Annotated in this window: 28 protein-coding genes; 16 read left to right on the forward strand and 12 right to left on the reverse strand. The window is 47.7% G+C overall.

Features of this window, described 5'->3' with window-relative positions:
- Nucleotides 1–3 precede the first annotated feature (3 nt).
- Nucleotides 4–483: a TRAP transporter small permease gene (locus EBB54_RS07590; RefSeq protein ID WP_004081310.1), complete on the forward strand. Its 480-nt coding sequence runs from the start codon at nt 4–6 to the stop codon at nt 481–483.
- Entirely contained in the window at nt 484–1,788 is a 1,305-nt protein-coding gene (locus tag EBB54_RS07595) for a TRAP transporter large permease (RefSeq protein ID WP_125126971.1), read from the forward strand. It begins immediately after the preceding gene.
- 90 nt (nt 1,789–1,878) lie between these two features.
- On the opposite strand, the gene EBB54_RS07600 is transcribed toward EBB54_RS07595, so the two are convergent.
- Nucleotides 1,879–2,766 carry a helix-turn-helix transcriptional regulator gene (locus tag EBB54_RS07600; RefSeq protein ID WP_125126972.1) on the reverse strand — a complete coding sequence of 296 codons (888 nt, stop codon included), beginning with the start codon at nt 2,764–2,766 and terminating at the stop codon, nt 1,879–1,881.
- Between the two features lie 91 nt (nt 2,767–2,857).
- Between EBB54_RS07600 and EBB54_RS07605 the strand changes: the two genes are divergently transcribed.
- On the forward strand, nt 2,858–3,976 hold the full coding sequence (locus tag EBB54_RS07605) for a glycoside hydrolase family 88/105 protein (RefSeq protein WP_004081304.1): 1,119 nt from the start codon (nt 2,858–2,860) through the stop codon (nt 3,974–3,976).
- Between the two features lie 93 nt (nt 3,977–4,069).
- Nucleotides 4,070–4,870 (forward strand): gluconate 5-dehydrogenase, encoded by an 801-nt coding sequence (locus EBB54_RS07610; protein ID WP_205128750.1) that lies wholly within the window; start codon nt 4,070–4,072, stop codon nt 4,868–4,870.
- 59 nt (nt 4,871–4,929) lie between these two features.
- Here the strand turns inward: EBB54_RS07610 and EBB54_RS07615 are convergent, their stop codons facing one another.
- Nucleotides 4,930–5,808: a helix-turn-helix domain-containing protein gene (locus tag EBB54_RS07615; RefSeq protein WP_004081300.1), complete on the reverse strand. Its 879-nt coding sequence runs from the start codon at nt 5,806–5,808 to the stop codon at nt 4,930–4,932.
- A 401-nt stretch (nt 5,809–6,209) separates the two neighbouring features.
- On the opposite strand from EBB54_RS07615, the gene EBB54_RS07620 reads away from it, so the two are divergent.
- On the forward strand, nt 6,210–6,944 hold the full coding sequence (locus tag EBB54_RS07620) for a DUF975 family protein (protein WP_125126974.1): 735 nt from the start codon (nt 6,210–6,212) through the stop codon (nt 6,942–6,944).
- Between the two features lie 423 nt (nt 6,945–7,367).
- On the opposite strand, the gene EBB54_RS07625 is transcribed toward EBB54_RS07620, so the two are convergent.
- A complete protein-coding gene (locus EBB54_RS07625; RefSeq protein WP_125126975.1) occupies nt 7,368–7,670 on the reverse strand; it encodes a hypothetical protein in 303 nt (100 codons plus the stop codon).
- 16 nt (nt 7,671–7,686) lie between these two features.
- Nucleotides 7,687–8,406, reverse strand: a complete 720-nt coding sequence (locus tag EBB54_RS07630) for a phosphatase (RefSeq protein WP_125126976.1) — start codon at nt 8,404–8,406, stop codon at nt 7,687–7,689.
- 124 nt (nt 8,407–8,530) lie between these two features.
- On the opposite strand from EBB54_RS07630, the gene EBB54_RS07635 reads away from it, so the two are divergent.
- Both EBB54_RS07635 and EBB54_RS07640 read left to right on the forward strand, forming a co-directional pair.
- A complete protein-coding gene (locus EBB54_RS07635) occupies nt 8,531–8,728 on the forward strand; it encodes a hypothetical protein (protein ID WP_125126977.1) in 198 nt (65 codons plus the stop codon).
- Nucleotides 8,729–8,853: 125 nt separating this feature from the next.
- Nucleotides 8,854–10,572 carry a DUF3784 domain-containing protein gene (locus EBB54_RS07640; RefSeq protein WP_125126978.1) on the forward strand — a complete coding sequence of 573 codons (1,719 nt, stop codon included), beginning with the start codon at nt 8,854–8,856 and terminating at the stop codon, nt 10,570–10,572.
- Nucleotides 10,573–11,110: 538 nt separating this feature from the next.
- Here the strand turns inward: EBB54_RS07640 and EBB54_RS07645 are convergent.
- The 3 genes from EBB54_RS07645 to EBB54_RS07655 form a co-directional block, all read right to left on the reverse strand.
- Nucleotides 11,111–11,665 carry an ABC transporter substrate-binding protein gene (locus EBB54_RS07645; RefSeq protein WP_330554420.1) on the reverse strand — a complete coding sequence of 185 codons (555 nt, stop codon included), beginning with the start codon at nt 11,663–11,665 and terminating at the stop codon, nt 11,111–11,113.
- Nucleotides 11,592–13,550: a recombinase family protein gene (locus EBB54_RS07650; RefSeq protein WP_125126980.1), complete on the reverse strand. Its 1,959-nt coding sequence runs from the start codon at nt 13,548–13,550 to the stop codon at nt 11,592–11,594. The genes EBB54_RS07645 and EBB54_RS07650 overlap by 74 nt, the downstream gene beginning before the upstream one ends.
- A 127-nt stretch (nt 13,551–13,677) precedes the next feature.
- Nucleotides 13,678–13,866 (reverse strand): hypothetical protein, encoded by a 189-nt coding sequence (locus EBB54_RS07655; RefSeq protein WP_044990924.1) that lies wholly within the window; start codon nt 13,864–13,866, stop codon nt 13,678–13,680.
- A gap of 295 nt (nt 13,867–14,161) precedes the next feature.
- Here EBB54_RS07655 and EBB54_RS31095 point away from each other — a divergent pair, with 295 nt between their 5' ends.
- From EBB54_RS31095 to EBB54_RS07675, 5 genes are all read left to right on the forward strand, one after another.
- Entirely contained in the window at nt 14,162–14,458 is a 297-nt protein-coding gene (locus EBB54_RS31095; RefSeq protein ID WP_243127581.1) for a hypothetical protein, read from the forward strand.
- Nucleotides 14,455–15,162, forward strand: a complete 708-nt coding sequence (locus EBB54_RS07660; protein WP_243127582.1) for a tetratricopeptide repeat protein — start codon at nt 14,455–14,457, stop codon at nt 15,160–15,162. The genes EBB54_RS31095 and EBB54_RS07660 overlap by 4 nt, the downstream gene beginning before the upstream one ends.
- A gap of 58 nt (nt 15,163–15,220) precedes the next feature.
- Nucleotides 15,221–15,433 carry a hypothetical protein gene (locus tag EBB54_RS07665; RefSeq protein ID WP_125126981.1) on the forward strand — a complete coding sequence of 71 codons (213 nt, stop codon included), beginning with the start codon at nt 15,221–15,223 and terminating at the stop codon, nt 15,431–15,433.
- Between the two features lie 9 nt (nt 15,434–15,442).
- Nucleotides 15,443–16,036, forward strand: a complete 594-nt coding sequence (locus EBB54_RS07670) for an Rpn family recombination-promoting nuclease/putative transposase (protein WP_125126982.1) — start codon at nt 15,443–15,445, stop codon at nt 16,034–16,036.
- A gap of 221 nt (nt 16,037–16,257) precedes the next feature.
- Nucleotides 16,258–16,467 (forward strand): hypothetical protein, encoded by a 210-nt coding sequence (locus tag EBB54_RS07675; protein ID WP_125126983.1) that lies wholly within the window; start codon nt 16,258–16,260, stop codon nt 16,465–16,467.
- A 112-nt stretch (nt 16,468–16,579) separates the two neighbouring features.
- Here the strand turns inward: EBB54_RS07675 and EBB54_RS07680 are convergent, their stop codons facing one another.
- The 4 genes from EBB54_RS07680 to EBB54_RS07695 all read right to left on the reverse strand — a co-directional run bounded on the left by EBB54_RS07680 (nt 16,580) and on the right by EBB54_RS07695 (nt 18,290).
- Complete coding sequence (locus EBB54_RS07680; protein ID WP_125126984.1) at nt 16,580–16,810, reverse strand: hypothetical protein; 231 nt, start codon at nt 16,808–16,810, stop codon at nt 16,580–16,582.
- A complete protein-coding gene (locus tag EBB54_RS07685) occupies nt 16,803–17,312 on the reverse strand; it encodes a DUF3990 domain-containing protein (RefSeq protein ID WP_125126985.1) in 510 nt (169 codons plus the stop codon). Before EBB54_RS07685 ends, EBB54_RS07680 begins: the two co-directional genes overlap by 8 nt.
- The gene (locus EBB54_RS07690; RefSeq protein ID WP_004081232.1) at nt 17,309–17,533 is read right to left on the reverse strand and encodes a DUF3791 domain-containing protein; all 225 of its coding nucleotides are present in this window, start codon (nt 17,531–17,533) and stop codon (nt 17,309–17,311) included. Before EBB54_RS07690 ends, EBB54_RS07685 begins: the two co-directional genes overlap by 4 nt.
- 253 nt (nt 17,534–17,786) lie before the next feature.
- Entirely contained in the window at nt 17,787–18,290 is a 504-nt protein-coding gene (locus EBB54_RS07695) for an ABC transporter substrate-binding protein (RefSeq protein ID WP_125126986.1), read from the reverse strand.
- 253 nt (nt 18,291–18,543) lie between these two features.
- Here EBB54_RS07695 and EBB54_RS07700 point away from each other — a divergent pair, with 253 nt between their 5' ends.
- Nucleotides 18,544–18,849, forward strand: a complete 306-nt coding sequence (locus tag EBB54_RS07700; protein WP_004081229.1) for a YerC/YecD family TrpR-related protein — start codon at nt 18,544–18,546, stop codon at nt 18,847–18,849.
- A gap of 195 nt (nt 18,850–19,044) precedes the next feature.
- On the opposite strand, the gene EBB54_RS07705 is transcribed toward EBB54_RS07700, so the two are convergent.
- Entirely contained in the window at nt 19,045–19,638 is a 594-nt protein-coding gene (locus tag EBB54_RS07705) for a DUF1836 domain-containing protein (protein ID WP_004081228.1), read from the reverse strand.
- Nucleotides 19,639–19,788: 150 nt separating this feature from the next.
- Here EBB54_RS07705 and EBB54_RS07710 point away from each other — a divergent pair, with 150 nt between their 5' ends.
- The 3 genes from EBB54_RS07710 to EBB54_RS07715 are packed head-to-tail and all read left to right on the forward strand — an operon-like array spanning nt 19,789 to nt 21,557.
- Complete coding sequence (locus tag EBB54_RS07710) at nt 19,789–20,532, forward strand: SDR family NAD(P)-dependent oxidoreductase (RefSeq protein ID WP_125126987.1); 744 nt, start codon at nt 19,789–19,791, stop codon at nt 20,530–20,532.
- 48 nt (nt 20,533–20,580) lie between these two features.
- Entirely contained in the window at nt 20,581–20,724 is a 144-nt protein-coding gene (locus EBB54_RS30765; RefSeq protein WP_154677779.1) for a hypothetical protein, read from the forward strand.
- On the forward strand, nt 20,721–21,557 hold the full coding sequence (locus EBB54_RS07715; RefSeq protein ID WP_125126988.1) for an AraC family transcriptional regulator: 837 nt from the start codon (nt 20,721–20,723) through the stop codon (nt 21,555–21,557). The genes EBB54_RS30765 and EBB54_RS07715 overlap by 4 nt, the downstream gene beginning before the upstream one ends.
- The last annotated feature ends 95 nt before the right edge of the window (nt 21,558–21,652 follow it).

A 21,652-nucleotide genomic window follows, 5' to 3' on the forward strand; every position in this document is an offset into this window, starting at 1 on the left:
AGGATGAAGCTGATCAATAAAATCATTGAGTATGTACTGGCGTTTCTGGTGGTGGTCATGGTGGCCGGATGCTTCTGGCAGATCTTCACCCGGTTTATCTTAAATAACCCGAGCAAATGGACGGAGGAGCTTCTGCGGTATGCGCTGATCTGGCTGACCATGCTGGGAGTTCCCTATGCCTATGGAAGAGGGCAGCACATTTCCATCGGGTTCATTACAGGCACCTTTACCAAAAAAGGAACGCTGAAAAACCAGATCTTCATTGAAATTCTGGTATTGTTCCTGAGCGTGTTTGTGATGATCGCAGGAGGGATCATGGTATCTGTGAATGCGGCCGGACAGGTATCCCCGGCTATGCAGATCCCCATGCAGTTCTACTACATCGGCGTGCCCATCTGCGGGATTCTGACGGCGGCCTATTCGGTACAAAGATTGCTGCAGTTTGTAAAGGAATATTCGGACATGAAAAAGGAGGGGAAATAAATGCAGTTACAAGCGGCTTTGGTATTGATCATATTATTCTTTTTTTTGCTGGCTATGAGCGTGCCCGTGTCATTCTGCATCATTACGTCGGCAATGATCACCATCATCATGTTTTTGACGCCACAGTTTGGAATGTTCATCTCCGCCCAGAAGCTGGTCAGCGGCATTGACAGCTTTACGCTCCTTGCAGTTCCGTTCTTCATACTGGCGGGACAGCTGATGAGCAGCGGCGGGATCGCCAGAAGGCTGATTAACCTGGCGGAGCTGTTTCTTGGAAAGGTGCCCGGCTCCCTGGCGCTGACCAATATCGCGGGAAACGCCATGTTCGGCTCCCTGTCCGGTTCGGGAATCGCGGCGGCTACGGCCATCGGCGGAGTCATGAACCCTCTGGAAAAGGAACAGGGCTATGACGAGGGATTCTCGGCGGCTACCAACATCGCCACGGCTCCGGTGGGACAGCTCATCCCTCCCACCAACGCGTTTATCGTGTATTCCGCGGCAAGCGGCGGCGCTTCGGTGGCAACGCTGTTTATGGCAGGATGGATTCCGGGACTTCTGTGGGCGTTCCTCTGCATGATCGTTGCGTTTCTGTACGCGAAGAAACAGGGCTATGTTGTAAAACGGGAAAAGCTGACCGGCGCTGAAGCGGCAAAAGTCGTGTGGGAAGCCATCCCAAGCCTTCTGCTGATCGTCATCATCATCGGCGGAATCCTGTCCGGGTACTTTACACCGACGGAGGCTTCCGGGGTTGCGGTTATCTATGCCTTTATCCTGTCCGCATTCATCTATAAGAGCATTCAGCTCAAAGACATGAAAGCGATCCTGGTGGACGCGGCAGTGATGACCACCATCGTCATGCTGATCATCGGAGCATCCTCCGTCCTGTCCTTTGTGCTGTCCTTTACCGGGCTGCCCCAGGCGATCAGCAGCCTGATGCTGGGCGTGTCGGACAATAAGATCGTGATCCTGCTGCTGATCAATGTGATCCTTCTGATTGTAGGGACATTCATGGATATGGCTCCGGCGCTGCTGATCTTCACTCCGATCTTTTTGCCGGTGATCACGAATATCGGCATGGACCCGATCCAGTTCGGCGTGATGATGGTCATGAATCTGTCCATCGGAACGGTGACACCGCCGGTGGGAAGCGTCCTTTTCGTAGGCTGCAGCGTGGCCAAGCTGAAAGTGGAGGACGTAATTTCCAGGCTGATCCCGTATTTTGCGGCCATCCTGGCGGCGCTGTTGTTTGTCACATTCGTACCTGCGTTCAGCACCTGGCTTCCTACGGTGCTGGGGCTGATGTAACAGGGCATTGGGGTAAAAAAACGCCGGGCGCAGGCAGGCTTTGGTACAAAAGCCTGTGACCGCGCCGCGGCTGTAAGCAATCAGAAACAGTCATGGATTGGCAGGGTGGTTGGTGTGGGTCACAATGTTCAGAGTCTTGCGGTATTTTAACGGGGATACGGTCATGTAAGTCTTGAAGGTTTTTTCAAAATGGGTCATGGTGCCGTAGCCTACCAAGTCGGCGATCCGGGCCACGCTCAGGTCGGTCTCTTCCAGATACCGTTTGGCCTTCTGAATCCGGTGGATGTTGATGTATTCGCTGATGGTATAGCCGGTGACCTCTTTAAAGACCCGGCATGCATAGTATTTGCTCAGAAAAAACCTGGCGGCCAGATCATCCAGGGAAAGCGTCTCTTCGCAGTGCTCAGACAGGTAATCGGCGATCTCGTACACATGCCGGTACTTGCCGATGTCCGGGCCGAGGGGGCCTTCCTGCGCCTGATAGTCCAGCTCCCGGGTGAGCCGCAGGAAATAGGAGGTTACGGCAAGCTCTACCGCCTGCTTGTAATTGTGCTCCTTTTCCCTGCACTCCTGCTTGAACAGGTAGTACAGATCCATGAACTGTTCCTGCTGCCCTGGGGTCAGATGATAGACGCCGTAGTGCTGATGGAAAAAACGCACCAGCTGCAGGGTCGGATATTTTCGGTCCAGATCCTGCATGCGGCGGCTGCTTACATAGAGGATGATCCGGTTGTGCCCGGTGTCGTCCTCGGAAACGGATTTGGTCATGTGGATCAGGTTGGTATCCACCAGGATCAGATCCCCTTTGGAGGCAATAAAATTGCGGTTATTGAAGAAAAAGAGACGTTCGCCCTCCAGGATATAGAAGATCTCATATTCGTTGTGAAAATGCTTCACGCGCATATCAAACTTGCCGTAGCGGACCATATGTTCCAGGGAAATACCGTCGATGGAGGCATAGTAGGTTACTTTTTCCAAAATATCACCTGCTTTCTCTTTTGTACCTTGTTACAAAGAGTATATAATAGGAAACATGAATTTGCAAAGCATATCGGAGGAAAGGAAAAAAATGAAGAAGAACGAAACGGAACTCAGAAGAAAACTGGATCTGGTGATCGAGAAGCTTTTGAATCTGGGGGGACCGGAAAACGAGAAGGAACTGGAGGAAACCGGCGGGGAAGCGATCGGATTTTTCAAGCGGGACTTCGGAATCCGGGAATGGGACTGGCCCCAGGGCGTGGGCCTTTACGGGCTGCTCCGGATCATGCAGTACGACAAAAACGAGAAATATAAGGAATTTCTGCACAACTGGTTTTCGGGGAACATGGAGCTGGGCCTGCCCTCCCGCAACATCAACACCACCACCCCTCTTCTGACGCTGGCGGAGCTGAACGAATATTACCACGACCCGAAGTTCGAGGAACTCTGCCTGAACTGGGCGGACTGGCTTATGAACTGCATCCCCAGGACAAAGGAGGGGGGCTTCCAGCATGTGACCAGCGCCAACGGGGACCGGCAGGGGGTCCGCTTAAATGAAAATGAGATGTGGATCGACACCCTGTTCATGACGGTGCTGTTTCTGAATGAGATGGGGCAGAAGTACGGAAGGGAAGAGTGGGTCAACGAGGGCATCCACCAGATGCTCATGCATATCAAGTACCTGTACGATAAAAAGACGGGCCTGTTTTACCACGGGTGGACCTTCAACGGAAACCACAATTTCGGCGGCGTCTTCTGGTGCCGGGGCAATAGCTGGTTCACCCTGGGAAGCATGGAATACATCGAGATGTCCAGAGGAAACCTAAACCCGGGCGTGAAGACACTGGTCATCGACACCTACAAGGCTCAGGCTGCGGCGCTGAAAAAGCTGCAGGACAGGAGCGGCCTCTGGCATACGGTACTGACCGATCCTGAGAGCTATGAGGAGGTGTCCGGTTCGGCGGCCATCGCGGCGGGCATCCTCAAAGGCATCCGGTTCGGGATTCTGGATGATTCCTATCTGGAATGCGCCGAGCGGGCCGTCAGGGCTATTCTGGAAAATATAGACGAGGACGGCACGGTATTGAAGGTGTCCGGGGGTACCGGCATGGGGATGGACGCGGAGCACTACAAAAACATCCTGATCGCCCCCATGGCCTACGGGCAGGCGCTGGTGATCCTGGCGCTGGCGGAGGCGCTTCTGCATTAAAGCGGGCGGGAAAAGCTGGGGGTGCGGCATGTTCTGTCAAAACGAATGCGGACATTGCACCGGAATACAGATCAAGAGAAAGGAGAAATGGATATGAGTATATTAGAACGTTTTTCATTGGAGGGAAAGGTGGCGCTGGTTACAGGCGGCGCCTACGGCATCGGGTTTGCCATCGCGGAGGCTTATGCCATGGCAGGGGCGAAAATCGCGTTTAACTGCCGGGGGCAGGAGCACCTGGACAAGGCGCTGGCGGATTATGAGGCAAAAGGGATTCAGGCAAAAGGGTATCTCTGCGACGTGACGGACGAGGAGCAGGTCCAAGAGATGGTAGAGAGTATCAAAAAAGAACTGGGTGTGATCGACATCCTGGTAAACAATGCCGGCATCATCAAGCGGATTCCCATGACGGAGATGAGCGCGGCGGACTTCCGCCAGGTGGTGGACATCGACCTGAACGCCCCCTTCATCGTGTCCAAGGCCGTGCTGCCGGATATGATCGAAAAGGGGCACGGAAAGATTATCAACGTCTGCTCTATGATGAGCGAGCTGGGACGTGAAACGGTGTCTGCATATGCGGCGGCAAAGGGAGGGCTGAAGATGCTGACGAAGAATATCTGCTCCGAGTACGGGGAATACAATATCCAGTGCAACGGCATCGGCCCCGGATATATCGCCACGCCCCAGACGGCGCCGCTGCGGGAAGTGCAGGCCGACGGCAGCCGGCATCCCTTTGACCGGTTTATCCTCTCCAAAACCCCGGCGGCCCGGTGGGGGAACCCGGAGGATCTGATGGGGCCGGCGGTCTTTCTGGCGTCCGACGCATCCGACTTTGTAAACGGGCAGATTCTGTACGTGGACGGCGGAATCCTGGCATACATCGGGAAACAGCCGTGATAGAGGGATGACATTTTCGGACATCCGCCTCGAGTGTGCGTTAAGACGCACACTTTTTTCTACTGCTCAAACATGGCATATTTTTTCGGGGAGATGCCCACGGCCTTTGTAAACGCCTTCAGAAAATTGCTGTAATCCTGGAAGCCGCACATCCCGCAGGTTTCGGTGACCGAATACCCTTCCGACAGCAGTTCCTTTGCGCGGGTGATCCGCTTGGCGGTGATATACCGGTTGATGGTGGTTCCGGTTTCGTCTTTGAAAATCCGGCACAGATAGGAGCTGCTCAGATAAAAATGGGACGCAAGCTTTCCGATGGTCAGTTCTTCAGTCAGATTCAGGTTCACATAGGATAAAATGGCGTTGATCTGTTCGGTATGGGCGGCGGGGGCTTTTTTCGGCACAGGAGTTTCCGGCGCCCGATCCCTTTCACAGCGCTGCAAAAAGATCCGGTTCAGGCAGGTCATCAGCTCCAGAAACGCGCTCAGATCCAGGATGTCCTGCCCGTAGTCCTCCTCTTTGGAGAGCTTGTGTATGTAATACAAAAACCGTTTCTGTTCCTCCAAAGACAGACTCAGCTTATGGCCGAAGGAGGCGTCCCTGCGGGTGAAACAAACGTCCAGATCGGTCTGACCGGTTGAAAATTTCCTCAGATAGTCTGGATATATGGACAGCACGATCCGCTCATGGGTCACGCGGTCGATCTGAGAAAGATAATGGCTTTCATACTGGTTGATAAAAAAGATGTCCCCCGGCTGGAAATCATAGAACCGGTTGTCGATCAAAAACTGCTTTCCGCCGGAGATGGAATAGTAAACCTCGTAGCAGTCGTGGATGTGGATATTCATGGTTTTCTCGTCATTATACAAATGGGCCGCTGCAAAGGTCTTCGTATCAAGACAGGACTGGATGGCGGCTTTACAGGAATTTTGAATGATCATGGATGTACCTCCGCTGTTCGGTTACTGTGTGGACGCAGGCAGGCAAAAATCCGCGCAGTCTGCGCCCGGGCACGGCCCCATAGGGATATGCAGCTTCGTGGTGAATCGGCACTTTTGGGGCCTGGGTATACAGATATCATAAAATGAAATCCGGCAATATGCAAGAGGGGAAAGAACCTTACTGTTTACACCCGGTCAGGGGGGAACCGCAATGAAAGCTTTTGCGTGATTTTCACGTGATTTTTTAAATCCTGATATAAGTCTTTTAAGATTCCGGAGAATGTGCTATACTAAATGACAGCAGACCGGATCTGACGGAACGCCGTTTGGCAGGCTCGAATGCAGAGACGCAGCGGATTTCCGGGACGGATCTGTAAGTGGAACACAAGGGAGGGTATACTATGTGGAACAGAATGGATTTGAAAATGCGGGGAAAGCTTGCATTCACGAGGAATTACTGGTCGTCTGTGGTGGTGGCGCTTGTCATGGCGCTTTTCATAGGGAGTTCATATTCAAGATATACTTCCCGGGCTACGGATGCCTTTGATTTTGCGCAGAGCGGTCATTACGGTTATCATATGAGCAGTTCTGAATCTATAGCAGCCGCAATGTTCGCGTTGGTGGCTGCGGCGGTGGTGGGGATCATCAGCATCTTTTTTATGATACTGAAGATATTTGTGGGCAATCTTCTCCTGGTGGGAGGAAGCCGCTTCTTTATAGACAACCAGACGGGAACCCCAGGGGCAGGCGTGCTCGGTTCAGCCTTCCAGAGCGGGCAGTATGGGAACATCGTCGTGACGATGTTTTTGAAGGGGCTGTTTCTTGGCCTCTGGTCTCTATTGTTTGTGGTGCCCGGTATCATCAAGCACTATGAATATCTGATGATTCCCTATATCCTGGCGGAAAATCCGGGGATGGACAGACGGGAGGCATTTGCGATCAGCAAGCGGATGATGATGGGGCAGAAGTGGAATGTATTCGTGCTGGATTTGTCCTTTATCGGCTGGCGTCTGCTGGAGGGGATCACCTTCGGGATCGCAGGCGTGTTCTATGTTGAGCCCTATTATCAGGCGACCATAGCGGAATTGTATACATTTAACCGGAACATGGCGTACCAGCAGGGATACATCCGATAACCGGCCTGATTCTGGCTATAAGGGGATGCCATTGGGTACAGGATAAAAACAGAGGCAGAGCGAAAGGGTTCTTTGGAATCGGATGCTCTGCTTCTTTTAGTCTTGTGAAGCAGCAGGCTCGACTTACGTGAGGCGGCGTTTGATCCGCCTTCAGAAAGAAAAGAGCTGCCGCAGGTGATGCGGACAGCTCGGAGAAAAGGGAAATCTATCAAAATTTAGAAAATAATCTTAAGTAATGCAATACTGAGTCCTCATTAGGCGAAGTCCAATGGCCGCACATGCCTGCTGCATCCGCAGCCATCGTCTTCTTTAAGTATGCATACATCATAACAGCCATTTGTGAATCGGATGTGACAAGAGATGGAAGAAATTATGAAAAATCTAAAATCAAAATAAACCGATTCAGCGTCCGCTGCCCAAATGTTATTTTGCGTTTACAATATGCATCCGGTTCTTTTCTGCGGCTGTCCAGCTTTCTTTTTTGGATTCATACATTTCAAAAAGCCATGCAATGGCGGCATCCATCCCCTCTTCCGACATGGGAAAGGATGCGCTGCATTTCTCTTCGTCCTCGGTCTGTTCAAATGACCAGGGCTCCGGATAGACGAATACGGAAAACGTCTCCTTGCTTTCATCCGAACGGAAAAAATACCGCATTCCATGATGGCCTCCTGAGAAGGGTTCTTTTTTCAGCCCGCCCACGGGGATTAATTTTTTATCGATCATAGCGGCACGTCCTGTTCTATCGTCTGCAGTTCAGATAAGCTTTGAGTTTTTCAAAATCCGTTGTCACGACAAGCTTTTCCGGAAAATCGCAGGCCTCCAGAATTTCCCGGGCAAAGGTAAAATTGCCTGCATCCGCGTCCACGTGCGCGTCGCTTCCCGTGGTAACGGGGACTTCATACCGGCGGCAGAGGTCCAGCATGGTCAAAAGATTCTCCCGGGCGCCTTCCCGGAAGCTTTCCGGATGGAGGGAAGTATTGTTGATTTCCAGAAGGGTATGGGTTTCTTTTGCCGTCTTTACAAGCAGCTCATAATCCATGGGAAACCTGCTGTCGTCCGGATGTCCGATTATGTGGATGTAATCTTTTTTCATGGCGTTCACATAAGCGCTCATGACCTCCTCGCGGGTGTGTTCGGCCCCGAAGCAGGGGACATGGATGCTTGCCACCGCGATATCCAGATTCTTTATGGTAGATTCCGGCAGGTCCACCCGCCCGTCTGTGTCCATGATGTTGAGCTCCGCGCCGAACAGCATCCGGATTCCGTGCATTTCCCGGGGGATCACCCTGAGATTCTGAAAATAAAAAAGCCCGCAGGTGCCCGGCATTTCCGGCGCATGTTCGGTCAGGGCGAGATACTGCATCCCCCTTTTGGCCGCCCCGGCCGCCATCTCGTGTATGGTGCTGTAGGCATGGCCGCTGGCAAGTGTATGTGCATGTGTATCTGCGATTATATTCATGTGTTTGATCATTCCTTTCTTTCATTGATAAAAGCAATCTTGGATCACCAGAATTATAGTTTACCACATTTTTCCTCGAATACAAATTCTTTTTGGCCAAATAATAAAACCGAGGTGATAAAATATGTTAAATCCGAAAGAAAACGAAAAACTGATTGATGATTATGATTACCTGTCCAATGCGGCGTCCGCACGGGACTGTACCGGGCTGATCCCATTTCTTCCCAGGTCCGAGGAAGAACTGGAAGCATACAACGATGTATATCAATTTGAACCGCCGGTGATCTCTGCAAAAAAATCCAAATCGGATCGGGAGCAATAAAAAAAGAAACTCTTTATTTTGTCATTGTTCTTATCGGTATAAAATGTTATAATGGTTCTAGCCAAAATCGAAACAGATGTTTTATCCTTTGAATTGGCGAATACAAAAGAGAGGAAATGCACATCATGAAATGTCCGATATGTGGAAAAGATGTTGAGTTACAGAAGAAACAGGTTGGTGTCGACGAGCAGGGCGCACCGGTCTTTCATCAATATGCAGTATGCCGTGACTGTAAGAAGCAGTGGAACCTTGACAAGCAGCGTGCCAGGAAAGCAGCTCCGGATGGGGCGGCCAATACCGGAAAGGCAGAGCCTTCTGCCGTAATGCCGGAGAAGGAATCCAATCAGGCGGATCATGTATCGCCCTCAAAGCCGGTGCGCAGGAAAGCGCCTTCGGAGGGCGCGGTGTCCCAAAGAACCGCGGCGGAGGGCGTGGGTTCTTCAAAAGAAGCAGTTTCGGCCCCATCTGCAGGCAGGCCGCTCCCGGAGAAGAAGGCGCCGCAGAAAGCCGCCACGGATATGAGCCCGGGGGAGCCCCGGAAAAGACCGGCAGCAGATCCAGGTTCAGGAGATCCCCGGAAAAAGCCGGCGGCAGATCCAGGTTCAGGAGAGTCCCGGCATAAAGCCGGGGCGGAACAGAGTTCGGCGGAGTCGAAGGCTGCGGCAGATCCGGCTTTACCGGAGGAGAAGGCAAGGCGCAGAGCCCCGGCCGGCCAACGGGCGGCTCAGGGAAGCGCTTCTGCAGAGGTAAAACCAGTCCGCAAGCCGGCGCCTGGGAATGCTCCGGCCGAAGGCGGCCCCCGCAGACCGGCGTCAGGAGAGCCTTCTTCCGACCGGAAGGGTGCAAGGAAGCCGGCCGATGGAAGTCTTCCCGCCGAGGGACAGACACCTCGGAGAGCGCCTGCAGGAGGCCCGTCCCCTGAGAAGGGCACCAGGAATCCGGAAGCCCATAAGCCCGCCGGAGAGAAGGCAAAGGGTGGAAAGCCGGTTTCCGGAAAACGTCCGTCCGGCGGCACGGTTTCGGAAAAGGCCCCTGGCGAAAGGCCCGGTTCCGGAAAACCGCCTGTGAAGAAGAGAGCGCCCGGAGGCCCGGTAAACCCGGAGACGGAAGTTCAGGGGGCAGGCGCGCCGAAGAAAAGGCCCGTCCGTAAGAGCGCTGCCGAAACAGAGGAACAGCGCTACGGGAATATTCCCCCGGAAAAAGTACGGGTGAAAAAGGAGCATGCGGTCAGAAAAGGATATGAGGACATGCTTTCCACGGACCCGAACCACAAGCCGGCGAAAAAGAAAAAGCCTCTTCCCGAGGAGGAACAGCCCGTAAAAAAGGAACGGCCCGTGCCTGTGAAAAAGCGCCCGGATCCGAAGGCAAGCTTAGAAGACGAGTATGAAGATGAAGACGAGATGGATTATGACGACGCGGAATATACCGAAGCAAGATTCCGCCTTCCCCGAATCATTTTAGGAGTCATATCCGTATTGGCGGCCGGATTTTTCGCATACGGCGGATTTTTTGAAGGACTGGAAAATATTGCATCCGGAAGTACGGTTTCCACAGGAACCACATTCATTATATTCGCAATCTGTATGCTTGTTTCCGGATTGCTCCTGCTGATTATGCAGAACCGCAATACGATCTTCGCGTTTATCCTGCCCATGCTCTTTTACTTCGGAGCCGCCGTATTTACGTTCTTAAAACGTCAGGATGATAAGATGTTCCTGTTCTGTGCGATCGGCGCGGCTGTGGCAGGCATCCTTTTCCTCGTGCTGGGAATTGTCTCAAGAAATTCGGACGGTTATGAGGATGACGACGAGTATGACGATCCATTTGAAGATGATTATGAATAATAGATCCATAAATCTGTTAGAATGAGATGAAGCACAAATACATCTCTGCAAATCCGTTTGAAACACAACGGCAGACAGCAGACCTATGGGCCATAAGGTTTTGTTGCACAGGCTTTATGGCCCATTTTTTCCGCGAAGCAGCGGGGGCAGGCGTTTCCTCAGAGCATTGGGACAGGCGGATGGATGTATTGCGCTTTGCAAGTATCGGAGGGCAAAAGGAAAGAGCCACATTGCTGTGACTCAAAGGGGGAAAAAGTTTATGAAAAAGTGTTCTTATCTTCGAACAATTACATTATATCTTTGAGTTGTGGAAAAAATGTGATACATTTTTGAACGGATTGTAAACAAACCTATAATATTTTGTGAAGTCAAAATATGGAAGAATAATTAGAAAACGGTCTTCCGGGAAGGCCGGGAGAGTAATCTCTGCGGGTCAGCTCCGGCGATGAAGAATCGCGGAGCTGACCCGGTTTTTCTGTGTGGGATGCTGTTTATTCCCGCGAAGCAACGAGCCAATCAGCCATGCTTGCAGGTTATTTTACTTTGCCGCCTTTTCCGCAAAACTGGTTGTAACCAGGTCTTCGTAGGGGGCGCGCTGTTCTAATTCCCCGGCGCTTTCCAGAATATCCTGGAGCAGTTCAAAGCTGGACTTTTCAAAGACCAGGTTTTCTTTCCAGGTATCCTGGTCATAATATCTTGTTACGATGGTGGTGATGGTCTCCAGGTCTGATTCGGGAAACTGGGGTTCTATGATTTTTGCAATCTCTTCCGGAGAATGGGACTGAACATAATCCATTCCCTTCTGAAGGGCATTTACAAAGCTCTGGATTGTATCCGGATTTTCGTCTATAAAGCTCTGCTTTGCACTGAAAGCCGTGTAGGGAACGTATCCGCTGTCCTCGCCGAGGGAGGCCACGACATAGCCTTTTCCTTCTTTCTCCAGAGCGGTTGCTCCTGGTTCAAATTCCACCGTAAAATCTCCCAGATTTTCAGAAAATGCCGCCGCTGTAGCGCCGAAATCAATGCTCTGGTTGATCTCCAGGTCTGAACTCGGGTCGATGCCGTTCTCTTTCAGAATATACTCGAATACCATTTCCGGCATACCACCTGTTGACATCACTATTATGTAAATTAGTAACCATTTCCTCGATTTCTGCTTTACTTTTTACGATTGTATAGGGTTTTAGCTTATCTTCACAAGGTTCTATAATCCCTCTCTCAATCAGGATTGTAATATATGGCAGTACAGATTTCGTGGATTTGGGATAGCCCATATTTGTAAGATGTTTTGAAAGATATTTAGCAGAGGTAAAACCTCTGTCATCGTCTCTGATCAAACACATAGCTGCAAGGATAACTTCATTTTCGTGACGGTTTAGTTCTTCAGCTGCACTGTAATGAACTAAATCAGATAAACCATATTTTAATTTGATTTCCGGCAAGCCATTTTCATCAACCTCAATCCGTTCTATTAAAATTTCTATATCTTTGCGGTTCATTGTTCCTTTCTGGATGATCTTATCTACAACTTCAAGAGCTGTATGCAGCTTGTCTTTTACATCCGGAGTTTCCAATTCTGTGTGTTTCAACTCGTCATGCTTTAATTCAAGAGCGTGGACTCGTGCTGTTAGATCCTGTTGTATGGACTCATAACTTTCCTTAATTAAATCTTCATTGTCCGGATTACTGGCAATGTCCTTGATTTTCTGAGAAAATAGGGTTCGCAGCTGTTTTTTTACCTCATCTATATCTTCTCTGATAGCAATGCATTTTTCTTCTATTGTTTTCTGCTCTGCCGCGAAGTCTTTCATATCATAGGTAGTTATCACTTCACAAAGGGCATTACGGCACATACGAATATAACTCACTGCATCCTCCATAAGGTCTTGTTCTTCAATTAAATGTGCCTTAGAGCAATAACGTTTCCCTTTTGTGTTATAGGTGCTGCAAATATAATATTTACGCACTCTTGCTGATGTCTGCCGTTCAATAGACGTCAGTTTACTGCCGCAGTCTTTGCAGTAAAGGCAGCTTCCAAATGGATTGGGTATTTCAGACCCGATCCATTGTCCACGGCTGCCCTTATAACGGGATTTTGTACGCTTTTCTTTTAATTCCTGTACCAGATCATAGGTCATTTTGTCAATGACCGGCGGATGATGATTTTCAAAAACATACTGTTCGTCTTTCGGGACGCGCTTGTCCTTTCCATGAACGGTATTTCTGGCTCTTTTCCGTAAACGGAAAGTACCGATATAAAAATCATTATCCAAGATGTCTTTGACCATACCATCAGACCAGACAGCAGCGACATGACGATCCGTGTTTCTGCCTTCTTCCAATTCTCGTTCTCTACGGATCATGGAAGGAGTAGGCGCTCCCTGTTGTGTAAGATAAGTAGATATTTTCCGATAACCGCAGCCTTGAATATATAAATCGTAGATCAATTTGATACATTCTGCTTCTTTTGGTACGATTTCAAGACTTTCTTTCTTTTTTCCTGTTCTTCGATATCCAAATGGCGGCTGTGTCATAAGTGTACCTTCCTTTTGCTTAGCGCCTAATGCATGGCGGATTTTCTTGCTTGTATCTTTGACATAACGTTCATTAAACCATGTGGTGATACCGATCGTGTCATCCTCGGACACTTCGTTATCGTAATGATCATCAATTACGATCAGGTGTTTGCCCCGTTCTTGAAATTCATCCAGCAGAAGCAGTATTTTCGCATTATGCCTGCCTAATCTGGAAAAATCCTTTACAAAGACAGTATCAATATCTTTGTTTAAATCATCCATAAGTTGTTTAAAACCGGGGCGGTCAAAGATATAGCCGGAAACACCGTCATCCTCATACCAGCGGTCGATCACAAGGTTGTGTTCAGCCGCATATTGATTGATGATCAACTTTTGGTTTTCGATAGAAGAATAATTCCGTTTATCGTCATCTCTGGATAAGCGGACATATCCTGCATTCATAGTTTCACATCCTTTCTCCTGTTATTTGTTCCTTTATATAGTACTTAGTGGCATATAAAATGATATTTAAAAGTAAATATAAATTGTTTTATTATGTAAATATAGTATATAACAAAAAGCACCCAAGTCAACGGCAATAATCCGAAATATGGTTTTTGATCACTGCTTTTATTCCTTCATTAATATCACGATCCTTTGGGCCATCTATGAATGTGACAACCCGGAATCCCATTCTTGTGTATCGCTTTTTTTCATTTATATATTCTTCTTGTGTAGCATAATCGTCACGCCAAAGATAATAAGTCGGCTTTTTCAAGTTATCACATCCTCTCTAAATCAATATATGAGTCTTAATCTTTTGCTGTGCCTGTACTATCGGAAAGAAACGGTATGAAATTGTCAAAGAACAAGCAGCAGTTTCTTGAAAAATCCGGCTGTAACAGCTATAATTAAGGAGTACACTGGTGCGTGCGCAGGTCATCAACCTGGCGGTTGGTGACCAAATATAATTTTCCAAGAGGTCTTGCTGCAATTTCAGTATATAAAAACAGAGATTTTTTCTGAATGGCACAGACTTGGCATAAAATTGGCAAAAATGGGATGGATTTGATTTGAGGGATAGACTGGATTTTTCTGTTATATCAAAAATCATATTAGATAATCGTAAAATTGGGGCAATGTCACAGGTGGAATATTATTTCTGCCTGTTTCAGTATGCTTTTTTATTAACAGAAACAGCTCCATCTATTACAAAATGTGCAAATCTGTTAAAGGGGATTTTTGAGAATTGTATTGTGTATGGCATGGATGTACCTTACTACAACGCATTACTGAATACAATAGAAAGTATTTACCGCAATATTACGCTGGATGATGCAGTATCCGCTACAATGTTTATGACACTATGATGGCGTATCTGGCTAAATACGGGCGAATAGAAGCTGTTGAAACGATTCTTAGTCTTATGAAAAATTTGCCCGATTATGGGGAAAATACGCGCCACACGGCTATTTGTGACTGCTATGCAGGATACGTTGAATATAGGAATAGCAATTATCAAAAAGCGAAACAGTATTATCTTCATGGGTTAGAACTGCTTGAACCATTCCATCCGGTGAATGCTGATTTGGTTTCAAATTTGAAAAATAATCTTGGTCAGACATATCTTGCATTGGGAGAGAGACAGGCGGCATTTTCTGCTATAGAAGAAGCCATTTCGATTCGACAGAAGTATGGAACGGTTTCCTCTCATGATACGCTTGTGCAGGGATTTTCTTATGCTCAGATGCTTGCGGCAAATGGAAATTGGCAAGAAGCACGAAAACGCTTATTTGCCTTGATACGTTTTTCTAAAAAGATAGAAGGGATGAATCTGTTTCTGGCGCAGCTTTACAGATCACTTGCTGTCATAGAATCGAAAAGACTCCCGGAAGACAGCCTGCGGCATTATCGAAAAGCAAGGCAGGCTTTATTAGATGGTTTCCTTCCAGAAGACCATCCCGAGATCCGGGAAATCAACCGGATGATTCAGACGGAGGAAATATTGGTACGTAGGTTAAATGAGAAGATTCCCGTTATTCCAGAATTACTGCAAAAATCTTTATGGAAATAAACCATGGCGCATGCTATACTAATAGTAAGGGGATTATAAGATTTAAGGGGGACATACCATGAGAAAGCTCGAATATACGTTTAAGACGGATACGCTGTTTAAAATGCTGTTTGTGCAGTATCCGGAACTTTTGAAGAAACTGGTCGCAGATCTGCTTGGGATTTCATTGGAAAGCATCGGGCAGTTTGTGATACGCAATCCGGAGATGCCGCCTGAGAATCTAGGAGACAAATTCTGCAGGCTGGATATTAACATGACCGTGAACGGGTAGCGTGTCGATCTGGAAGTGCAGGTCAGCAATGAGGGAGATTACCCAGAGAGAGTAATGTATTACTGGGCAAGAGAGTTTTCGTCAGCGTTGCTTACAGGACAGGGATATTCTACACTGCCACGCACGATTGTTATCAGTATTATAGATTTCATATTGTTTGAATGTGAAGAATATCATTCATTCTTCCAACCTCTGGAAGTTACACGCTATACGTTGCTGTCAAATAAAATGGGATTTCATTTTTTCGAGTTACCAAAGCTTCCCGCCGATGTCAGCGAGGATAATATGTTGCTGTTGTGGCTTTCGCTGTTCAGGGCAGAAACAGAAGAGGAATTGGAAAAGATTAAAGAAATGGAGGTGCCGGTTATGAGTCAGGCGATTAATGCTTATTATACGATTACTGCTTCGTCAGAGTTTCGTGAGAAGGAAAGGTTGCGTGCGAAGGCAAGACATGACGAGGCACAGGCATTGTATAATTCCAGAAAGGAAAGAGATATTGAAATAGCCAAAAAACTCCTTAAGCGGAATAGACCAGTTGATGAAATTGTGGAAGATACCGGATTGACCTATCAGGAAGTTGAAGATTTGCGCATAAACAGTTGAGTGTATTCAAATAGAACCGGGAGAGCCGTTAATGCATTCTCGGTTCTATATTTTATGTGTAAGTTTACCATTTAGCAAGAATTAGGATGACTTAATGTTGTGAGAGTGCATGCATCGCAGACGCTAACACGCTCTTGCGCAGATACCGAGATGACTTGTTCTTCTATCTCTATATTTCTGTTTATAATAGCCTTGATGCAGATTCCGAAAAGGCGAAATCTATGGCAGCCCAAATTGCAAGGTGGCTAAAGAATGACTTGTTGGACTTCCAGATAGGGCAGGTACTAAAGGCTGTTGCGACAGCACCACAGCTTAAAGATACCGCTGTGTGGTATCGTCGGAAGGATAGCTTTCAAGAAATTAGTGTTCATCTTAATAATTATGTTCATGGCAATGGACAAGCCTACTATAATCGCAATGTTAATGCCTAAAATTTTTGTTTTAAACTGATAAAAATGACAGATCACTTTATCAGTCCCCTTCTGTATCCAACCTCTGGAAGTTACACGTCATACGTTGCTGTCAGAGAAAATGTGATTCACTTTAGTATTCGAGCTGTGTCAGCCCGCCATGATCAAGCTCTGTTGTTAAGATATCATAAATATACGCTGACCCCTCCAGATACAGCCCGGTTTCCTCATCCAGTATTCTTTCGTAAGTTTCAGATGTGTAGAAGACCCGCATTGCTTCTGCAAAATCCAACTGTCTGTCCTCCGCCAAAAAAGCCACAACATCCTGCGTGATATATTCCATCAACTGTTCCCTTTTACTCATGTAGTACACCTGCCTTTTTAAGATACGCCAGGGCTTTTGGCGTGTGGAAAGAATATTGGTTGGTCAGCTTCTTGTATTTCATTTCCCTTACCAGAATATCAACCCCAATCAATCCATTGGAGAATTGACGGAAAAGCAGTGCTAAATCATCATTGGCGATAGGGCCTGTGACGAGATCGTACTTTAAATCAAAATTACACTCTGTATCAGAATAATCTTTGAAATTCCGATTCCGGTTATTGATTACAAATAATGCCCATTCTTTGCTGGGTTTTTGAAAAATGCGGGTGTTGAGCTCCGGGTGTTCCAATGAAGAAATGTCGAAATCAAACACGGTAGTGCAGGGACTGCCGCCGTAGATACGGGAAACACGGTTTGCCATTTTTACTGCCTGTTCCGGCAGAGCAGTAAGATAAAAGCCCTGTCCAAAGTCTTTGTAGGGCCGGCATTTCGCCAAATCAATTTCATGTATTTCTACATTTGAACCATGATACAGTTTCATTCCAACATACCTCCATTGTTCCTGCAGATGATATCTAAATCTTCTATGGCATCATCCAGTGATAATGTGTGCTCTATATCGTAATTTTCCTTTAAAAAGTCGATTCCTTTATAATTATATAGATATAAAAATGCAATACGGGGGTGCAGCGCTTTTCTTCGTGCAAATTCGTTTACGCAGACTACGGTGTAATTAATTTGCTTTCTGATTGTCTCAGACATAAATCAACTCTCCTTTTTCTGTATAGCTGTTTGGAACCATTACCTTGATTCTATTATAACCGAAATCCAACTGCGAACCAAGATGGTTTTTGAAATTGTACACGAAAGTTTTGGTTCGTCTTTTCCTGAAAATATAACAAATGGTTCGTATTATACTCATAACTCTATTGAACCCCTGCCATCTGCAATTTCTTCATACGCTTCATTTTATCCGCCCAATTACATAGAATAATAATAGTCTCTAAATTTACATTTATATATGTACTACACCTTTTCTTCCGCCAAGAACTGTCTTCCCCTTCAAGTCATTCCAAGAAAATTCCGGCATTTCCTCCCGTGCGACGAGGAAATTGCCTGCCCGCTGGGTGAGCTGGGCAAAATTCACGACATAATCATTGGCCCCTTCATTATAGGTATAAATGGACGATTCCGACCCCATGAAACCGATATCCGCTTCGCCGGAGAGGACGGCGGTCATCACTTTGTCAGCTCCGAATCCACAGACAAGCTCCAGCCGGATATTTTCATCTTCAAAATAGCCTTCTTCGATGGCCACATACATGGGCGCGTAAAAAATGGAGTGGGCGACTTCGTTCAATGTCACGTCAGACAGCTCTTCCTTGGGGGCAGGCTTCGAAGCCGCCGCAGGTTCTTCGGCATTGCCGGCCGTTTCCTGTGCTGTTTTTTCTCCGCAGGCCGATAAGGTCAGGACCGCGAAGGCTGTGGTAAGAAGTAACGTAAATAAGCGCTTTTTCATAAATCCTCCTGAAAAATGATGTCTCAATCTTTATTACTATATGTCAGGAAAAAAGAATGGTTACTTTGATTTTGGATTCGGGGGGGAGAGTGAATTGCAATCTGGAAACGTGAAATTTTGCAAAATGAAATGGAGGTATGGACTTTAAAAGTTTACTGTGCTAAAATGGAAAAGGCCGATGCCGGATATCAGCATATTGGGAGACGTAAACGGTACGTCTGGCCATAGAGATCGTAACAAAGGAGAGGGCTATATGAGCAAGAAGATAAGAACAGAGGCGGTTGATTATTTATTTAGCGCAATACTGAGCTTAAAGGACAAAGAGGAGTGTTATACATTTTTTGAAGATATCTGCACCATCAACGAATTGCTGTCCCTTTCACAGCGGTTTGAGGTGGCAAAAATGCTGAGGGAAAAAAAGACATATCTGGAGATCGCGGAAAAAACAGGGGCCTCCACAGCGACCATCAGCCGTGTAAACCGTTCCTTAAATTATGGAAACGACGGATATGACATGGTGTTCGAGCGGATTGACCAGGAGACAGACCCCTCTCTTTAAAATAGAAAGAGTGTAAAAAACCAATGCTTCGCCCGTCAGGGTACCTCATTTTCCAACCGGAAAAAAAGGAACCTCTGGCGGGCGAAGCATTGGTTAGAGTTAACGGTGCCGGGTACTCGCTGCACGGCATCCGGCCGATACAGTGATGGTACAGGCATTGCAATGCCATCGTAAGCAAAAAGGCAGTTTTTTGTATTATTTCAGCTCCGGCATGGAGTCGATGAGCTTTTCGATGATCATTTTTTTTACATACACATCGAAGCTGAGACTGCAGATCAGAGAAAAAAACTGCAGGTACGCACGGTCCTCATCCGGGGCGTCCGAGAAAGAATCCATGGCCCGGGCATAGATCTCCTTCATCTCCTCCATGAGCGGCTCCACATCAGACTTTTCCATGGAGCAGACTTCCTCATAAATGGAAGTGAGATCAAAATCGTCCTCCTTATGGAAATATTTTTCCGTAAGAGGGTGGAGGAGGCACTCGATATCCTTGATTGAAAGGATATTTTTAAAATAATAAATGAAGATCAGGATCAGTACATGTTCTTTTGTATACTTTTTCTTAACCGGCGGCGGGAGAAGGTTGTTCTTGGCGTAGTTGTTGATCATGGTCTTGGTCAGGATCTTGTCCTGATCATACCGCCTGGTTGAGGAGAGCTGCGTATCCATAAACGTGGTCACCTGATCCATGTACAGGTCGATATTCGGAATGTCGTCCGCATGGATATAATCAATCCGGGAAAGGCTCTCCAAAATGCTGTTCAGCATATCTCTGGAATCTATTTTCATGTTATCACCTCGATGGAACTATTATATAGTATTTAAAACCAGATAGCAAGGAAAAGATTTGTTGTTGAAGTTTCACAAAAAGACTTCCATTTTATATGAAATTATGCTAATCTTAGTGCAAATGTTTCATGCAATGAGGAGGTATTTAGGATGTTAAAAGACAAAGTAGCGGTTGTAACCGGCGGTACGAGAGGGATTGGGTATGCCATCGTAAAAAAGTATCTTGAGAACGGCGCAAAGGTCGTTTTGTTCGGCTCCAGGGCGGAAACCGTGGAGAAGGCGCTTACGTCTCTCAAGGCTGAGAATCCGGACTGGCCGGTGGAAGGCGCGCATCCGGATCTGACCAACGCGGAGGAGATGGCAAAGGCAATTCAGGACATTCAGGATCAGTACGGAAGAATCGATATCCTGGTAAATAATGCCGGTGTTTCGGACAGTACCAAGATCGACGACTATAAAGCAGAGCAGTTTGAAAAGGTGATGAAGCTGAACGTAAGCGCGATCTTCAACGCGATCCAGCCTGTTGTGAAGATCATGAAAGAGCAGGGCGGCGGATGTATCCTCAATACCAGCTCCATGGTCAGCATTTCCGGACAGCCGGGAGGCGTTGCGTATCCCACAAGCAAGTTTGCGGTGAACGGGCTGACGCTTTCTCTGGCAAGAGAACTGGGACCGAGCAATATCCGTGTAAATGCGGTGGCTCCCGGGATTACAAAGACCGACATGGTTGCGGCGCTTCCGGACGCGATGATCCAGCCGCTGATCGCGACCATTCCGCTGCGCAGGGTCGGGGAACCGGAAGACGTTGCCAATGCGTTCCTGTTTTTGGCAAGCGACATGGCCTCCTATGTGACAGGCGAGGTACTGTCCGTGGACGGCGCGGCCAGGGCTTAGTGCCGGCTGAGGCAGCCAGGGAGATTTAAAAGAGCGGGAAAAACCGCAGTGCCTGGAAGAGAGTGGAATTTTGACGCGGGGGGCGTAAAGAATCCGCGGACAGGCATCCAAGATTTTATAGAGAAGAGGCAGGTGCCGGATGATCCGGTTCCTGCTGTTTTCAAGTACAGGGAAAGGCAGACCGGAGTATGATTTATGAGCCGTTATTTAAACTGGAACGGACCGGCGTACAGATCCATTATTACACGAATGTGAGAAAGTACAATCCGGTTCACTGGCATTCCGCCGTGGAGCTGATTTATATCCTAAATGGGAACGCGAAGATCATGATAGAAGGAAAAGACTATCCTGTTGTGGCCGGAGAATTTGTTGTCATTGATTCGAACCAGCTACATGAATTTCGATGCAGGGGCGAGTCCATGATGGTGGTGATCCACTTTTCGCGCAGCAGCATGAAGAATTTTATCCCGAATCTGGACGAATATCATTTTCGCTGCGCCAGGGCGGAGCTCCAGAAGGGGCAGTTGGAAGCCTACCTTTCGATCTGTGAGATTTTGAAAGGGCTGCCGCCGTTGTATGTCATGCATCCAACCGGGTACAGGCTGAAAAGCCAGGCCATCGCCATGGAGGTCTTTTTTGAACTGGTCAATCAGTTCGCCGAGATCGGGGAATGGGTGCAAAAGCCAGAAAAGCGGGAGAACCTGGAACGGCTTGAGGAGATGATCGAATATATCGAGCTTCACCATAAGGAACCCATTTCCCTGGAAAGCATTGCCTCTCATTTTTATTTGAGCAGAGAATATTTCAGCCGCTTTTTCCGGAAAAATATGGGGGTGACCTTTACCAGATATGTCAATCAGGTGCGGCTGATGCACATTTATCAGGAAATATGCAATACCGAGTCCGGGATCATGGAACTGGCGGAAAATCATGGGTTTACGAATTACAAGCTGTTTAACAAGATGTTCCATGAGGTTTACGGCTGTACCCCGCGGGAGATACGGATGCGGCGCAAAAAAGCGTGAGAGACTGGGAAGGGGAAGTGCCTGTGCCGGCCCGGATGTCGGGAGGATATGCCGGCAGAATCCGTTTTTAAGAGAAACGATACGAGAAGGAGATT

Source organism: Schaedlerella arabinosiphila (assembly GCF_003885045.1).
GTDB classification, from domain to species: domain Bacteria; phylum Bacillota; class Clostridia; order Lachnospirales; family Lachnospiraceae; genus Schaedlerella; species Schaedlerella arabinosiphila.

Bases quoted from the DNA above. Each gene is read 5' to 3' on its own strand.
- EBB54_RS07590 (WP_004081310.1), top strand. From the start codon at position 4: ATGAAGCTGATCAATAAAATCATTGAGTATGTACTGGCGTTTCTGGTG.
- EBB54_RS07595 (WP_125126971.1), top strand. From the start codon at position 484: ATGCAGTTACAAGCGGCTTTGGTATTGATCATATTATTCTTTTTTTTG.
- EBB54_RS07605 (WP_004081304.1), top strand. From the start codon at position 2,858: ATGAAGAAGAACGAAACGGAACTCAGAAGAAAACTGGATCTGGTGATC.
- EBB54_RS07610 (WP_205128750.1), top strand. From the start codon at position 4,070: ATGAGTATATTAGAACGTTTTTCATTGGAGGGAAAGGTGGCGCTGGTT.
- EBB54_RS07615 (WP_004081300.1), bottom strand. From the start codon at position 5,808: ATGATCATTCAAAATTCCTGTAAAGCCGCCATCCAGTCCTGTCTTGAT.
- EBB54_RS07620 (WP_125126974.1), top strand. From the start codon at position 6,210: ATGTGGAACAGAATGGATTTGAAAATGCGGGGAAAGCTTGCATTCACG.
- EBB54_RS07625 (WP_125126975.1), bottom strand. From the start codon at position 7,670: ATGATCGATAAAAAATTAATCCCCGTGGGCGGGCTGAAAAAAGAACCC.
- EBB54_RS07630 (WP_125126976.1), bottom strand. From the start codon at position 8,406: ATGAATATAATCGCAGATACACATGCACATACACTTGCCAGCGGCCAT.
- EBB54_RS07635 (WP_125126977.1), top strand. From the start codon at position 8,531: ATGTTAAATCCGAAAGAAAACGAAAAACTGATTGATGATTATGATTAC.
- EBB54_RS07640 (WP_125126978.1), top strand. From the start codon at position 8,854: ATGAAATGTCCGATATGTGGAAAAGATGTTGAGTTACAGAAGAAACAG.
- EBB54_RS07645 (WP_330554420.1), bottom strand. From the start codon at position 11,665: ATGGTATTCGAGTATATTCTGAAAGAGAACGGCATCGACCCGAGTTCA.
- EBB54_RS07650 (WP_125126980.1), bottom strand. From the start codon at position 13,550: ATGAATGCAGGATATGTCCGCTTATCCAGAGATGACGATAAACGGAAT.
- EBB54_RS07660 (WP_243127582.1), top strand. From the start codon at position 14,455: ATGATGGCGTATCTGGCTAAATACGGGCGAATAGAAGCTGTTGAAACG.
- EBB54_RS07665 (WP_125126981.1), top strand. From the start codon at position 15,221: ATGAGAAAGCTCGAATATACGTTTAAGACGGATACGCTGTTTAAAATG.
- EBB54_RS07675 (WP_125126983.1), top strand. From the start codon at position 16,258: ATGGCAGCCCAAATTGCAAGGTGGCTAAAGAATGACTTGTTGGACTTC.
- EBB54_RS07680 (WP_125126984.1), bottom strand. From the start codon at position 16,810: ATGAGTAAAAGGGAACAGTTGATGGAATATATCACGCAGGATGTTGTG.
- EBB54_RS07685 (WP_125126985.1), bottom strand. From the start codon at position 17,312: ATGAAACTGTATCATGGTTCAAATGTAGAAATACATGAAATTGATTTG.
- EBB54_RS07690 (WP_004081232.1), bottom strand. From the start codon at position 17,533: ATGTCTGAGACAATCAGAAAGCAAATTAATTACACCGTAGTCTGCGTA.
- EBB54_RS07695 (WP_125126986.1), bottom strand. From the start codon at position 18,290: ATGAAAAAGCGCTTATTTACGTTACTTCTTACCACAGCCTTCGCGGTC.
- EBB54_RS07700 (WP_004081229.1), top strand. From the start codon at position 18,544: ATGAGCAAGAAGATAAGAACAGAGGCGGTTGATTATTTATTTAGCGCA.
- EBB54_RS07705 (WP_004081228.1), bottom strand. From the start codon at position 19,638: ATGAAAATAGATTCCAGAGATATGCTGAACAGCATTTTGGAGAGCCTT.
- EBB54_RS07710 (WP_125126987.1), top strand. From the start codon at position 19,789: ATGTTAAAAGACAAAGTAGCGGTTGTAACCGGCGGTACGAGAGGGATT.
- EBB54_RS07715 (WP_125126988.1), top strand. From the start codon at position 20,721: ATGATTTATGAGCCGTTATTTAAACTGGAACGGACCGGCGTACAGATC.